At 67.6% G+C, this 12,814-nt stretch carries 12 protein-coding genes and 1 pseudogene; 7 read left to right on the forward strand and 6 right to left on the reverse strand.

Annotated features, from left to right (window positions below):
- Window positions 1-122: 122 nt before the first annotated feature.
- Complete coding sequence (locus tag AC5P8F_RS15610) at window positions 123-812, reverse strand: glutathione binding-like protein (RefSeq protein ID WP_445392002.1); 690 nt, start codon at window positions 810-812, stop codon at window positions 123-125.
- A 110-nt stretch (window positions 813-922) separates the two neighbouring features.
- Between AC5P8F_RS15610 and AC5P8F_RS15615 the strand changes: the two genes are divergently transcribed.
- On the forward strand, window positions 923-1,564 hold the full coding sequence (locus AC5P8F_RS15615; protein ID WP_445392003.1) for a TIGR00645 family protein: 642 nt from the start codon (window positions 923-925) through the stop codon (window positions 1,562-1,564).
- A 201-nt stretch (window positions 1,565-1,765) separates the two neighbouring features.
- Window positions 1,766-2,779, forward strand: coding sequence for an energy transducer TonB (locus tag AC5P8F_RS15620; RefSeq protein WP_014648799.1), 1,014 nt, complete (start codon window positions 1,766-1,768; stop codon window positions 2,777-2,779).
- 83 nt (window positions 2,780-2,862) lie between these two features.
- Here the strand turns inward: AC5P8F_RS15620 and AC5P8F_RS15625 are convergent, their stop codons facing one another.
- Window positions 2,863-3,117 carry a hypothetical protein gene (locus tag AC5P8F_RS15625; RefSeq protein ID WP_049442042.1) on the reverse strand — a complete coding sequence of 85 codons (255 nt, stop codon included), beginning with the start codon at window positions 3,115-3,117 and terminating at the stop codon, window positions 2,863-2,865.
- Window positions 3,118-3,195: 78 nt separating this feature from the next.
- On the opposite strand from AC5P8F_RS15625, the pseudogene AC5P8F_RS15630 reads away from it, so the two are divergent.
- Together AC5P8F_RS15630 and AC5P8F_RS15635 are read left to right on the forward strand one after the other, a co-directional pair.
- Window positions 3,196-4,003: pseudogene (locus tag AC5P8F_RS15630) on the forward strand (AraC family transcriptional regulator).
- Between the two features lie 99 nt (window positions 4,004-4,102).
- Window positions 4,103-4,813, forward strand: coding sequence for a transposase (locus AC5P8F_RS15635; RefSeq protein WP_111206070.1), 711 nt, complete (start codon window positions 4,103-4,105; stop codon window positions 4,811-4,813).
- A 24-nt stretch (window positions 4,814-4,837) separates the two neighbouring features.
- Here AC5P8F_RS15635 and AC5P8F_RS15640 read toward each other — a convergent pair whose 3' ends face one another.
- Genes AC5P8F_RS15640 through AC5P8F_RS15650 form a run of 3 tightly spaced genes read right to left on the reverse strand, consistent with a single transcriptional unit; the run spans window position 4,838 to window position 8,288 of the window.
- Window positions 4,838-6,022: an ABC transporter permease gene (locus AC5P8F_RS15640; protein WP_049404907.1), complete on the reverse strand. Its 1,185-nt coding sequence runs from the start codon at window positions 6,020-6,022 to the stop codon at window positions 4,838-4,840.
- Complete coding sequence (locus tag AC5P8F_RS15645; RefSeq protein WP_049442045.1) at window positions 6,019-6,765, reverse strand: ABC transporter ATP-binding protein; 747 nt, start codon at window positions 6,763-6,765, stop codon at window positions 6,019-6,021. Before AC5P8F_RS15645 ends, AC5P8F_RS15640 begins: the two co-directional genes overlap by 4 nt.
- Window positions 6,762-8,288 (reverse strand): alpha/beta hydrolase, encoded by a 1,527-nt coding sequence (locus AC5P8F_RS15650; RefSeq protein ID WP_041863953.1) that lies wholly within the window; start codon window positions 8,286-8,288, stop codon window positions 6,762-6,764. Before AC5P8F_RS15650 ends, AC5P8F_RS15645 begins: the two co-directional genes overlap by 4 nt.
- A gap of 296 nt (window positions 8,289-8,584) precedes the next feature.
- Between AC5P8F_RS15650 and AC5P8F_RS15655 the strand changes: the two genes are divergently transcribed.
- The 3 genes from AC5P8F_RS15655 (at window position 8,585) to AC5P8F_RS15665 (ending at window position 11,824) form a co-directional block, all read left to right on the forward strand.
- The gene (locus AC5P8F_RS15655; RefSeq protein WP_041863955.1) at window positions 8,585-9,112 is read left to right on the forward strand and encodes a DUF1203 domain-containing protein; all 528 of its coding nucleotides are present in this window, start codon (window positions 8,585-8,587) and stop codon (window positions 9,110-9,112) included.
- A 191-nt stretch (window positions 9,113-9,303) separates the two neighbouring features.
- Window positions 9,304-10,473 carry a lytic polysaccharide monooxygenase gene (locus tag AC5P8F_RS15660; protein WP_142235044.1) on the forward strand — a complete coding sequence of 390 codons (1,170 nt, stop codon included), beginning with the start codon at window positions 9,304-9,306 and terminating at the stop codon, window positions 10,471-10,473.
- Between the two features lie 181 nt (window positions 10,474-10,654).
- Window positions 10,655-11,824: a lytic polysaccharide monooxygenase gene (locus tag AC5P8F_RS15665; protein WP_481453707.1), complete on the forward strand. Its 1,170-nt coding sequence runs from the start codon at window positions 10,655-10,657 to the stop codon at window positions 11,822-11,824.
- Window positions 11,825-12,013: 189 nt separating this feature from the next.
- Here the strand turns inward: AC5P8F_RS15665 and AC5P8F_RS15670 are convergent, their stop codons facing one another.
- A complete protein-coding gene (locus tag AC5P8F_RS15670) occupies window positions 12,014-12,763 on the reverse strand; it encodes a ferredoxin--NADP reductase (RefSeq protein ID WP_080355826.1) in 750 nt (249 codons plus the stop codon).
- Window positions 12,764-12,814: the final 51 nt, after the last annotated feature.

Genomic DNA, 12,814 nt, shown 5'->3' on the forward strand with positions numbered 1-12,814 from the left:
CGGGGCGGTCGTTCCCCCATCCTAACCAAGCCCGTGCAGGAAGGCAGCATGACCTTCTGCCCATGCTGCGGTGCTGGGGTCAGGGCCCTTTGCGTTGCAAAGGGATCCGACCCCGCGGCGGGTCAGCGCTGGCCGAACAGGTGCTTGCGCTCTTCGTCGCTGAGCGGCTTGCCGGCGTTCGGGTTCACCTGCTGGCGCAGCGCATAGGCGCGCTGGGTGGCCGGGCGCGCGGCGATGGCCTCGTGCCAGCGCTTGAGGTTCGGGAACGCGGCGAAGTCCACCGGCAGCTTGTCGTAGGCGCCGATCCACGGGTAGCTGGCCATGTCGGCGATGGTGTACTCGTCGCCGGCCAGGAAGGCGTGCTGGGCCAGGCGCTTGTCCATCACCCCGTGCAGGCGGCGCACTTCGTTGTCGTAGCGCTCGATGGCATAGGGAATTTTTTCTGGTGCGTACACGTTGAAGTGGCCCATCTGGCCACTCATCGGGCCCAGCCCGGCCATCTGCCAGAACAGCCATTCCAGGGTGGCCACGCGGCCGCGCGGGTCGCTGGGCAGGAAGCGGCCGGTCTTCTCGGCCAGGTACAGCAGGATCGCACCGGACTCGAACACGCTCTGCTGGGCACCGCCATCGGCCGGGGCGTGGTCGACGATGGCCGGCATCTTGTTGTTGGGCGAGATGGCCAGGAACTCTGGCTTGAACTGGTCACCCGAGCCGATGTTGACCGGGTGGATGCGGTACTCCAGGCCGGCTTCCTCCAACAGCAGGGTCACTTTGTGGCCGTTCGGGGTGGGCCAGTAATACAGGTCGATCATGGCGTCGGCTCGGGGTGCGGAAAGGAACCTGAAGTCTAGTGCGTGAGTTGGGTTGGCACCGTCATGGCGGGCCGGTAACCTCGCGGCTCCCCCGAAACGCACTGTCCTGCATGAGCCACAGTCCCCGTCCCCTGTCCCCGTTGTCCTCGCTGATCTTCGCCTCGCGCTGGCTGCAGCTGCCGCTGTACCTGGGCCTGATCCTTGCCCAGTGCGTCTACGTGTTCCTGTTCGGCAAGGAACTGTGGCACCTGCTGTCCCACTCGGTGTCGATGGGCGAACAGCAGATCATGCTGATCGTGCTGGGCCTGATCGACGTGGTGATGATCTCCAACCTGCTGGTGATGGTGATCGTCGGCGGCTACGAGACCTTCGTCTCGCGCCTGCGCCTGGAAGGCCACCCGGACCAGCCGGAATGGCTGAGCCACGTCAACGCCAGCGTGCTGAAGGTGAAGCTGGCGATGGCGATCATCGGCATCTCCTCGATCCACCTGCTGAAGACCTTCATTGCCACCAGCGCGCTGAAGGGACTGCCACTGTGCAAGCCGGAACAATGGGCGGCAGCAGTGTCTTCGGCTTCGACCAGCTTCTACAACGCTGGCGTCGATACCTGCACGACCATGACCCAGGAAGGCGTGCTGTGGCAGACCATCATCCACTGCGTGTTCATCCTGTCGGCGATCGGCATCGCCTGGACCGACAAGCTGATGTCCAACGGCCACAGCAAGTCGCACGACAAGGCACACGACTACTGAGGTCGCCGCCGGCCACGACATGATCGCCGCGGCCCCACCCGGCCACCACCCCTTGTGCGGGGCGGTGGCCGGGATGCTAGATTGCATCCTCGCCGTTGCCGGCGGTGGCGTCGGGAAACGCTACCCTGCCGCGCCTGGACCACGGGTCCCGGCCATGCATATCAATGATTTACGTCACGTCGTCTTCTAAAGGGGAGCAGGATGTCGCACGTCTCAACGATCACCGCCGCGCGCCGGTGGCTGCCGGTTGCCTTGGCACTGGCGCTGGCCGCCTGCTCGGGCAAGGAAGAATCCGCAGCACCGGCTCCGGCCGCCGCCCCCACCGCCGCTGCACCTGCCGCACCGGTGGTCGCCGCCAAGGTGCAGTCGATGGGCACCGAGCAGCTGCGTGAGTCGGCCAGCCAGGCCCTGCGCGAGAACCGCATGTACGCGCCGGCCGGCGACAACGCCATCGAGTACTACCTCGCCCTGCGCGACAAGACCCCGGACGACGCCTCGGTGAAGAGCGCGCTGACCGACCTGCTGCCGTACACCCTGATCGCCGCCGAGCAGCACCTGGGGCGCGAGGACTACACCGAAGCGCAGCGGCTGGTGGCGCTGATCGAGAAGGTGGATGCATCCGCGCCGGCCCTGCCGCGCCTGAAGGACGGCCTGGCCAAGGGCGTGCAGAACGCGGCCAAGCGCACCGAGGCCGAAGCCGAGAAGGCCAAGAAGGACGCCGAGGACCGCAGCAAGCAGCAGACCGAACAGCAGCGCCTGGCCGAGCAGCGTGCCAAGGAAGCCGACGCGGCCAAGCAGATCGCTGCGCAGCAGGATGCCGCCCGCCGCGACAACGAGCGCCAGGAAGCCGAGCGCCAGGCCGCCGCGCGCCGCGAAGCCGAGCTGAAGCAGCAGCAGGCCGCCGCCCAGCAGGCCAGTGCCGCACGCCAGGCCGCGGCTCCAGCGGCCGCTGCGGCGCCGAACCTGCGCCCGGTCAGCACCCCGGCGCCGCGCTATCCGTCCGAGGCACTGCGTGCAGGCACCTCCGGCGAAGTGCTGGTGGAAATCACCGTCGGCACCGACGGCTCAGTGACCAACGCCCGCGTATTGCGCGCAACACCGTCGCGCGTCTTCGATCGCGAAGCCATGAACGCGGTCAAGCGCTGGCGCTTCGAGCCGGTCAGCGCACCGGTCACCACCCGCCGTACCCTGGTATTCGCCCCGGGCGGCACCTGACCGCAAAAAGGGGACGGAGGGGATTAAGTCGTTTCCGCCCCCGCAATGAGGACACGGCCCGGCATGTCCGGGCCGTGTTCGTTTCAGGAGAGGCTGTCGATCAGGCGTTGCAGTGCCGGATCGCGCGCGGCCAGCACCTGGAACAGGCCCAGCGCATGCAGGCCCGGCAGCAGCCCACGCAGATCTGCTTCGGCGGTGGCGCGGGTGGCGTCATCGCTGGCGGGGTCCTGCCAGTCACGGACGCTGGCGAGGAAGGCGCCGACGCTGCCCTTGCGCACGGTGAGGCCGTTTACCTGTACTTCGTTCTGGTGGTCGGGAAGGATGTCCTGGGGCTGCATCGGGGCGGCTCGTGTTGAAATGGGCGCCCAGTGTGGCGCGCGCGGATCGGCGCTTCTGCCGTATAACTGCCAATGGATATGGCAGATCAGACACCGACCGGCTTGATTGATCCGGCATTGGCGGACGCCGACGACGGCCCCATCGTGCTGGCCGGCCAGCTGCGCGTGCCCGGGAGGCGGCGCACCGCCCGCCACCAACACCGGCGCGGTCAATTGCTGGGCGCCCATCAGGGCCTGTTGCGGATCGAAGCCGGGAATCTGCAGTGGCTGCTTCCGGCCGGGCACGTTGCCTGGATACCGCCGCTGCTGCCCCATGCGCTGCTCGGGGCAGACGGGTTCGATGGCTGGAGCCTGTACGTCCGCGCCGATGTCGGCCTGGATCTGCCCCCGCTGCCCCGTATTTTCCAACCCGATGCGCTGTTGCAGGCGGCGGTGACGCGCGCACTGCGCTGGCCGCATCAGGCACTGGACGCTGCGCAGGCACGCCTGGCCGGCGTCATCGCCGATGAGATCCGTGCCAGCACTCCCTTGCCATTTGCCCTGCCACAGCCGCGGGATCGCCGGTTGCGGCGGATCGCGGCGGATCGCGGCGGCGCTGGCGCGTTCGCCGGACGACCTGCGCAGCGTCCAAGCGTGGGCAGCCGCCAGCGGACTGTCCAGCCGCAGCCTCGCCCGCCGTTGGCAGGCCGAAACAGGCATGACCCTGGGCCAGTGGCGGCAGCGCCTGCGCGTGCTGCTGTCACTGCCACGCCTGCTGGCAGGCGAACCGGTGATCAGCGTCGCCCTGTCGATGGGCTACGACACGCCCAGTTCCTTCATCAACGTGTTCAAGCGCGAGATGGGGGTAACGCCCGCGCGGTACGGAAAAGAGGACGGAGGGGATTAAGTCGCTTCTGACTCCTCCGATACGCCTGCGCGGCATTACCTGATGCCCTACGCCACGGTGCCGATGCCAGGCTGAGGCCCCCTTCGACCTGGGAATCCCATGCCCCGACAAGCGCGCCTGATGCTGGCCGGCCAGGCCTATCACGTGATCCAGCGCGGTGTGAACAAGGGTGCGATCTTTGTCGACGACATCGACCGGCAACTGTTCCTGCATCTGCTGCACAGCGCTTTCCTCAAGCACCGCGTCGCACTGCATGCCTACGTACTGATGGACAACCACATCCACCTGCTGGCCACGCCATCCACGCAGCGCGGGCTGGCCGATGCAATGCGCATGCAGGGCAACAACTATGTGCAGGCTTTCAACCAGCGGCACGGCCGCACCGGTCCCCTGTGGCAGGGCCGCTTCCATTCCTCAATGATCGACAGCGACGCTTACCTGCTCAGCGTATACCGCTACATCGAACGCAATCCCGTTCGTGCCGGCATTGCGGTCAGTGCTGAAGATCATCCGTGGTCCAGCGTGCACGGCAACCTTCAACGACGCGATGACCCCATGCTGACCCCGCATCCCGCATTCAGAGCGTTGGCCGCGACCGCTCGCAACAGGACGACGGTGTATGCGCGATTCCTGCGCGATGTGAATGCGTCCGCCGATCTGCCCGCAATCCGCAGTCATAGCGCCAAACAGCGTCCGTTGGGGGATGCTGCGTTCCTGCGGATGGTAGAGAAGATGCTCGGGCGGCCGGTGGCGATGCGAAGACAAGGCCGCCCGCGCAAGGAGGGGACGGGAGGGGCAGAAACGACTTAATCCCCTCCGTCCCCTTTTTTGGGGTCAGCCGGAGATGGCCAGGCGCTCGTTGTGGTAGCGGCGCACGGCGGCGAACCACAGCACGGCGGCCAGGCCGAGGCTGGCACCAAGGTAGATCGCCCAGACCGTCGGGGTGATGGTCTCGTGGCGGATCACCTTCAGCAGCATCTGGTTCTGCGACAGGAACGGCACGGCGTACTGCCACATCTCGCTCTTCAGCGGGTAGGCCACCAGTGCGTAGCCGGGCAGCATCGGCAGCAGCATCAGCCAGGTCATGTGGCTCTGCGCTTCCTTCATGCTCTTGGCCGCGGCCGACAGGAAGGTCAGCAGCGAGGTACCGATCAGCAGCATCGGCAGCATCACCAGCAGCATCTGCAGCATCGAGCCGACGTTCATGTTGAACTGGCGGCCGATGTTGCCGGGTGCGATCTGCGCGCTCACCTTGAACGCGACCAGGGTCAGCAGCAGCGACACGAAACCGACCACGCAGGCGGCGGCGATCTTGCCGCTGACGATCGCGCTGCGCGAGCCCGGCGTGGCCAGCAGGGGTTCCAGCGACTGCCGCTCGCGCTCGCCGGCGGTGGCGTCCATCACCAGGTAGGCACCCCCGATGAACGAGGTCAGCGTCAGCAGTACCGGCAGCAGCATCGACAGGATCATGCCGCGCTTGGCTTCGGCACTGGCCAGGTCCTGGCGTGCCACGTCCAGCGGGCGTGCCACCTGTGCATCAATGCCGCGTGCCATCAGGCGCAAGGCACCGACCTGGCCGTTGTAGGTGGCCAGCGCCGCCTCCAGGCGTGCACTGGGTACCTCGGCCGCGCGACGCGTGCTGTCCTTGATCACCTCCACCAGCGCCGGCTTGCCCTCGGCCCAGTCCTTGCCGAAGTCCCCGCTGATGCGCAGCGCCACATCGATATCCTGGCTGCGGATGGCCTCGGCCAGGTCCTTCGGCGCCGGCGCGGCATTGAGGCCCTGTGCGGCGAGGAAGCGCACCAGGTTCGGCGCGTTCTCCGCGCCGATCGTCGGGATCTGCAACGGCTCCTCGATCTGGGTGCGCACCCGGCTCTCGGCCAGCTTGCCCATGCCCAGCAGCAGCACCGGGTACAGCAGCGGCCCGAACAGCAGGGTCAGCAGCAGCGTGCGGCGGTCACGCGACAGGTCGCGCAGTTCCTTGCGCATCACCGTCATCAGGGTCGACATCATGCTCATGCGTGCAGGCCCTCTTCGCTGCCGATCAGTTTCACGAACGCGTCCTCAAGATTGGCTTCACCGGCTTGTGCACGCAGTTCGTCGGCGCTGCCGGCGGCCATCACCGTGCCCTTGGCGATGATCACGATGTGGTCACACAACGCGCCCACCTCCTGCATGATGTGGCTGGACAGGATCACGCAGCGACCCTCTTCGCGCAGGCCCAGCAGGAAGCGGCGCAGCGCGCGCGTGGTCATCACGTCCAGGCCGTTGGTCGGTTCGTCGAGGATGACGTTGCGCGGATCGTGCACCAGCGCGCGGGCAATCGCGGTCTTGGTGCGCTGGCCCTGCGAGAAACCATCGGTCTGCCGGTCGAGGATGTCGCCCATGTCCAGCGCGTGCGACAGCACCTCGATGCGTTCGCGGATGCGCTCGGCCGACAGGCCATGCAGCTCGCCGAAGTAGGCGATGTTCTCGCGCGCGGTCAGACGCTTGTAGACGCCGCGCGCATCGGGCAGTACGCCCAGGTGGCGACGTACCTCCACCGGATTGCCGGCGGCATCGATGCCATCGACGCTGATGCTGCCCTGGTCAGGGGTCATCAGCGTGTAGAGCATGCGCATGGTGGTGGTCTTGCCGGCACCGTTGGGGCCGAGCAGGCCGGTGATCTGCCCATCGCCGGCGCGGAAGCCGACGTTGGCGACCGCCTGGATGCGGCCCGTGCGGGTATCGAAGGCCTTGTGCAGGTTGTCGGCGACGATCATGGTTCCCATCCGTTGAACGAGGTGAACGCCGGCACGTAGCTCAGCGTGTCCAGGCAGCCGGCATCCAGCGCCTTGGCATCGGTCTTGTCGATGAACTGGCCGAGCAGCCGCGGCATGCAGCCGGCGGTCAACGTGCCATGGCCCTGGCCACGGGCGACCAGCGCACGGCCATTGGGCAGGCCCTTGAGCACCTGTGCGGCGTAGCGCGGGGGGGTCACCGGGTCCAGCTCACCGGACAGCAGCAGTGCCGGCACGTCGCTGCGCAGCGGCACGGCATCGGTTGCCGGCGCCGGACGGTGCGGCCACACCGGGCAGGCGGCGAAGAAGGCGCTGGCCACTTCGTTGCCGAACAGCCGCTCGGGGTCCTCGGCCGGCGCGTGGTAGCGCGGCGCATCCTCGCTGCAGATCACCGACCACTGCATGCCGCGGTTGATCTGGAAATCCATGCTGCGGTTCGCGCCGCGCGCCAGCGATGCCAACGGGGCATAACGACCGTGCGCGGCTTCATCCAGCACCAGTGGCAGCAGCGAGGAATACTGCGGCACGTAGGAGAAGGCGAAGGCCAGGCCGACCACGCTGTCCGGCGTCAGGACATCCTGCCGCGGTGCGTTGGTACCCGGGTCGCGATACTCGACCGAGACCGGTGCACGGCGCAGGGTGTCGACCACGCTGCGCAGCTGCGCGCGGGTGTCGGTCGGGAAACGCTTGCTGCACGCGGCATCCTTGCGGCACTGCGCCGACTGCAGGGCGATCGCATCCTCGAAGGTGGTCGCGAAGTCGCCACCGACCACCAGCTCGTTCGGTACCACGCCATCGATGACGATGCTGCGGGTGTGCTGCGGATAGGCCCCGGCATAGCGCTGGGCCACGCGGGTACCGTAGGAGCCGCCAACCAGGTTCAGCTGGTCCACACCGAGCGCCGCACGCACCGCATCCAGATCGGCGATCGCCTCGGTGGTGGTGTAGAAGCGCGCATCGGCACGCCCCTGCAGCGATGCGGCGCAGCGCTGGGCGTAGTCGCGCAGCGATGCCTCGGAAGGCGCGGCATCCTCGTCCATCTGCAGCGGCTTGCCATCTGCGCCCAGACAGCTGAGCGGGTTGGAGCCGCCGGTGCCGCGCTGGTCGATCAGGAACACGTCGCGCTGCTTGCGCACCTGGCGCAGTGCGGTATCGACGATGACCGCCACCTCGCTGGCCGCCTGGCCGGGGCCGCCGGCCAGGAAGAACACCGGGTCGGGCTGGCTGGCGCCGCTGCTGCCCGATTCCAGCCAGGCGATGCGCAGGCCGATCCGGCGGCCATCGGGCTGGGCCCGGTTCTCCGGCACCTGCAGGGTGGCGCACTGCGCCTCCACGTTGGCGCTGGCGCCTTCGGTGGACAACGTGCAGGGCTGGAAGTCGATCGTGCCGAAGCGGCGGCTGGGTGCATCGCTGGCGCTTCCGGCGGCGGCCGGCGGCGGTTGGCTGCACCCGGCAAGCATCAGGCTGGCCAGCATCCCGGCCAGCGCGAGGTGGTGTCTTTGCATCGTGCTCGTTTCCCCTGGAGGACGTTCCTGTCGACCACGACGGGCTGCCGCGGAAGATGTGACCCAACTTACACGGGCAGCGCGCCGACGGCGATGGGCAATGACGAATCCGCCGCCGACGGCGCGCAGACCTGGCAGTCCCGCGCTCGGCCTTGGCCCGTGCAGGGCGGCATCGGCGGCGGCCAGCAGCACCCCAAGGGCCAGTGTTCCGGCCCGACGGCGATGCGGGGTCTGAAAACGGCGAGCACGGCGACCGGCGCATGCGCACAATCCGCGGAAAACCCAAGGAGACGCCCATGCACGCGTGGTACCTCGGCGGCATCGACCACCGCCCTTTCCTGCACCTGTTCGAGATGAGCGACAGCGCGCTCGCCACGCTCGGCATCCAGCGTCGCTGGGCCGGCGCCAACGGCGGACATCCCTGCCGGATCAGCCTGAGCGACCCCGCGCCTGGCAGCGAGCTGCTCCTGCTGTCCCACGTCCACCTGCCGCTGCATTCGCCGTACCGCGCCGCCGGCCCGATCTTCGTGCAGCGCGGCGTGACCCGTTGCGTCCTGCCGCCGGGCGAGGTGCCCCCGTATGTGCAGCGCCGGATGATCTCGATGCGTGCCTATGACCACGCCGCGCTGATGTGCGGTGCCCAGGTCTGCGCGGGCACCGAGGTGGCCGACCACCTGGATGCACTGTTTGCCGACCCGTCGGTGGCGTTCGTGCAGCTGCACAACGCGGCGCATGGCTGTTTCTCGTGCCAGGCAGATCGGGTGGGTACCGGGACTGCGTCGCGTGATCTCCATGACGTGATCGATGCCACGCCGGTCACGTGACGTCCAGCGCATCCGTTCAGCCCTGCGTGAAGCCTGCGGGAAGGGCTTCACATGCGCAGTCACGGATCGGCACTGCGATGGTTCCGTCGCCTGCAGTGCGGCTCGATACTCGCCGTGGTGCCGCCGAAAGTCCGCCGCGCAGCGCAGCTCCTGCGGTCACCGTTCCCTTTCGACGACCACAAGGATGCGCCATGTCATTCCGATCCACACCGCTGTTGCTGGCCACCTCGTTCGCCGCTGCGGGCCTGTGCCTGGCCGGCAGCGCGTTCGCCCACGGCACGATGACCACGCCGGTCAGCCGCGTCTATGCCTGCTTCCAGGGCAATCCCGAGAACCCGACCAACCCGGCCTGTGCCGCTGCAAAAGCGATTGGCGGTTCACAGGCGTTCTACGACTGGAACGGCATCAACCAGGCCAACGCCAACGGCAACCATCAGGCCGTGGTGCCCGACGGGAAGCTGTGCAGCGGCAACAACCCGACCTTCCGCGGCCTGGACGTGAACCGCAGTGACTGGCAGACCACGCCGATCCAGGCCGATGCCAATGGCAAGTTCACTTTCGTGTTCAAGGCGACCGCACCACACGCCACGCGCGACTGGCGCTTCTTCGTTACCCGCGAAGGCTGGCAGCCGGGAAGCCCGCTGCGCTGGGCCGACCTGCAGGAGTTCTGCACGCTGGGCAATACGCCGCTGTCGGCCGACGGCACCTACAAGCTTCAGTGCACGTTGCCGCAGCGCACCGGCCAGCATGTGATCTACAACACCTGGCAGCGCTCGGATTCGACCGAGGCGTTCTATACCTGCATGGACGTGCGATTCCAGGGAGGCGGAGGGACCGCACCGGCACCGCAATGGCAGGACGCCGGCCCGGTCACCGCACGCAGTGAGCTGCCGGTTGGCACGACGCTGGCGCTGCGCGTGTTCAACGCCAACGGCAATGACGTCGAACGTGTGGAGGCCACCCTGGCCAGCGGCCAGACCGCACCCGCGCAGTGGCCGTTGGTGCTCGCCCGCAAGGTCAATGGCAGTGCCCAGCACGCGCGCGTGGGCGTGCTTGCCAATGGCGTGATCACGCCGACCGCCTCGGCCACCGACAACCGCGTGTACCTGAAGGACGGCAACCGCTTCCAGCTCGATACCCAGGTGCCCGACCCGGGTACACCGTCACCGGGCGGTGATTTCGACCACGTGTACCCGGCGGGCATCGGCAGCTATGTGCCGGGCCAGACCGTGGTGAAGGGCAGCGACGGCAAGCTGTACGCCTGCCGCCCGTTCCCGGAAGGTGCATGGTGCAACGTCAACGCCGAGGCGTACCGGCCGGGTGTGGGTGCGGCCTGGCGCGATGCGTGGATTGCATACTGAGACCGGGTACAGGGAACGGTGGCAGAGCGCCGTTCCCTGCATAGCGTGAGACGCGCCAGCGTGTGAGTGGGAAGCCGTTCCCATATGCAACCACGCGATGCTTTTTTCAACGTAATCCGATGGATGCGGGCGGGTGGGATGTCGAGACTTCGCGGGGTTTCACCACCCTCAGGAGATCTCCATGCATCTGTCACACCGGACCGTCATCGCGCTGTCTGTGATCGCAGGCATTGCCACCTCTGGCAGCGCGTTCGCCCACGGCACCCTGTCCAAACCCGCCAGCCGTGTCTATGCCTGTTACCAGGGCAATCCCGAGAATCCGACCAACCCCGCCTGCGCTGCCGCCAAGGCCATCGGTGGTGCGCAACCGTTCTATGACTGGGCCGGGATCAACCAGGCCGAGGCCCATGGCAACCACCAGGCCGTCGTGCCCGATGGCGAGTTGTGCAGCGGCGGCAACAGCAAGTACCGCGGCCTGGATCTGAACCGCAGTGACTGGCAGACCTCGCCGATCCGTGCCGACGCCCGTGGCCGCTACACGTTCGAGTTCAAGGCGCCGGCCCCGCATGCCACCCGCGAGTGGAAGTTCTATGTCACCCGCGATGGCTGGCAACCGGGCAGCCCGCTGCGCTGGGCCGACCTGCAGGAATTCTGCACGCTGGGCAACGTGCCGGTCTCCGGTGACGTCTACAAGCTGGACTGCCCGCTACCCAAGCGCAGCGGCCAGCACATCATCTACAACACCTGGCAGCGCTCGGATTCGGGCGAGGCGTTCTATACCTGCGCAGACGTGCGCTTCGAGGGGGGCGGTGGTGTGACCCCGCCGCCGCAGTGGCAGGACGCGGGTCCGGTCACTGCCCGTGGTGCGCTGGACGTGGGCACCATCCTGACCCTGCGGGTCTTCAACGCCCAGGGCAACGATCTGGAAAGCCCGCAGATCACCCTTGCCGCCGGCCAGACCGCTGCGAACCAGTGGCCGCTGGCACTGGCCCACAAGGTCAATGGCACTGCGCAGCAGGCGCGCGTGGGGGTGATGAAGAACGGCGTGATCACGCCCGTCGCCTCGGCTACCGGGAACCGCGTCTATCTGAAGCCAGGCCACCTGTTCCAGCTCGATACCCGCGTGCCGGATCCCGTCGATCCGATCGATCCGCCGCCGGCTGACGAATACGACTTCGTATACCCCGCGGATATCGGCAGCTACACGCCGGGCCAGACCGTGGTGAAGGGCACCGACGGCAAGCTGTATGCCTGCCGCCCGTTCCCGGAAGGCGCCTGGTGCAACATCAATGCAGAGGCCTACCGCCCGGGTACCGGCTCTGCCTGGCGTGATGCCTGGATCGAGTACTGAAGGCAGGGCACCGGGGGCGGCGTGGGGTCGCCTCCGGTTTCCAGGGTTGCCGGTCAGCGGCCGGCACTACCGGGGTTCATGCGGTTGCCGGCCAGCGGCCGGTACTACCGGGGTTCGTGGGGTTGCCGGCCAGCGGCCGGCACTACCAGGTTCGTGGGGTTGCCGGCCAGCGGCCGGCACCAGCCGGACTTACTTGCTGCTGACGTACTTCTCGCGGCGGATCTGCGGGTTGCCCAGGCCGGCGGCCTTCAGCAGCTCGGCGCAGGCATCCACCATGTCCGGGTTGCCGCACAGGTAGGCGATGTCCGTGGCCGGGTCCGGCGTGAAACCGGCCAGCGCCTGCTGCACGTAACCGTGCTGCACGTCCGGATGCGGATCGGCGGGCAGTTCGCGCGACAGGCATGGAACATAGCGGAAGTTCGGGTGTTTTTCGGCGAAGCTGTAGAAGTCCTCGCTGTACAGCAGCTCGCCCGGGCTGCGCGCGCCCTGCAGCAGCACGATCTGCGCACCACGTTCGGCCATGGCCTTTTCCAGCAGCGGCAGCATCGAGCGGTACGGGGTAACGCCGGTACCGGTGGCGATCAGCAGGTAGCGGGCATTGTGGTCACCGGCATTCAGGCAGAAGCGGCCGTAGGGGCCGGATGCACTGATCTGGCCGCCGTGCTCCAGCGCCTCGAACAGCGCGGTGGCGGCGCCACCGGGCACGAAGCTGACCGCGATATCCACCGCCTCGCCCGGGCCCAGTGCGTGGTCGTGAATGGTCGCCAGCGAGTAGCTGCGCTTGGTTTCGGTGCCATCGGCGTAGCTGAAATGGACCTGGATGAACTGGCCGGGCTGGAAATCCAGCGGCTGCCCATCGTCACGCACGAACTGGTAGTGGCCGACGGTCGGGGCCAGCATGCGGCGGCCGACCAGCTTGAGGGGGAATTGAACAGGCACGACTTTTCGGGACAGTGTGTAGCCGGGGCAAGCCCTCGGGGTCTTCTATAA

The sequence above is a fragment of the Stenotrophomonas sp. YJH_SMC_69 genome (assembly GCF_059370495.1).

Excerpts from the sequence above, each read along its gene's own strand:
- AC5P8F_RS15620 (WP_014648799.1), top strand. The coding sequence starts at position 1,766 with ATGTCGCACGTCTCAACGATCACCGCCGCGCGCCGGTGGCTGCCGGTT.
- AC5P8F_RS15660 (WP_142235044.1), top strand. The coding sequence starts at position 9,304 with ATGTCATTCCGATCCACACCGCTGTTGCTGGCCACCTCGTTCGCCGCT.
- AC5P8F_RS15645 (WP_049442045.1), bottom strand. The coding sequence starts at position 6,765 with ATGATCGTCGCCGACAACCTGCACAAGGCCTTCGATACCCGCACGGGC.
- AC5P8F_RS15650 (WP_041863953.1), bottom strand. The coding sequence starts at position 8,288 with ATGCAAAGACACCACCTCGCGCTGGCCGGGATGCTGGCCAGCCTGATG.
- AC5P8F_RS15655 (WP_041863955.1), top strand. The coding sequence starts at position 8,585 with ATGCACGCGTGGTACCTCGGCGGCATCGACCACCGCCCTTTCCTGCAC.
- AC5P8F_RS15615 (WP_445392003.1), top strand. The coding sequence starts at position 923 with ATGAGCCACAGTCCCCGTCCCCTGTCCCCGTTGTCCTCGCTGATCTTC.
- AC5P8F_RS15610 (WP_445392002.1), bottom strand. The coding sequence starts at position 812 with ATGATCGACCTGTATTACTGGCCCACCCCGAACGGCCACAAAGTGACC.
- AC5P8F_RS15640 (WP_049404907.1), bottom strand. The coding sequence starts at position 6,022 with ATGAGCATGATGTCGACCCTGATGACGGTGATGCGCAAGGAACTGCGC.
- AC5P8F_RS15625 (WP_049442042.1), bottom strand. The coding sequence starts at position 3,117 with ATGCAGCCCCAGGACATCCTTCCCGACCACCAGAACGAAGTACAGGTA.
- AC5P8F_RS15635 (WP_111206070.1), top strand. The coding sequence starts at position 4,103 with ATGCCCCGACAAGCGCGCCTGATGCTGGCCGGCCAGGCCTATCACGTG.
- AC5P8F_RS15665 (WP_481453707.1), top strand. The coding sequence starts at position 10,655 with ATGCATCTGTCACACCGGACCGTCATCGCGCTGTCTGTGATCGCAGGC.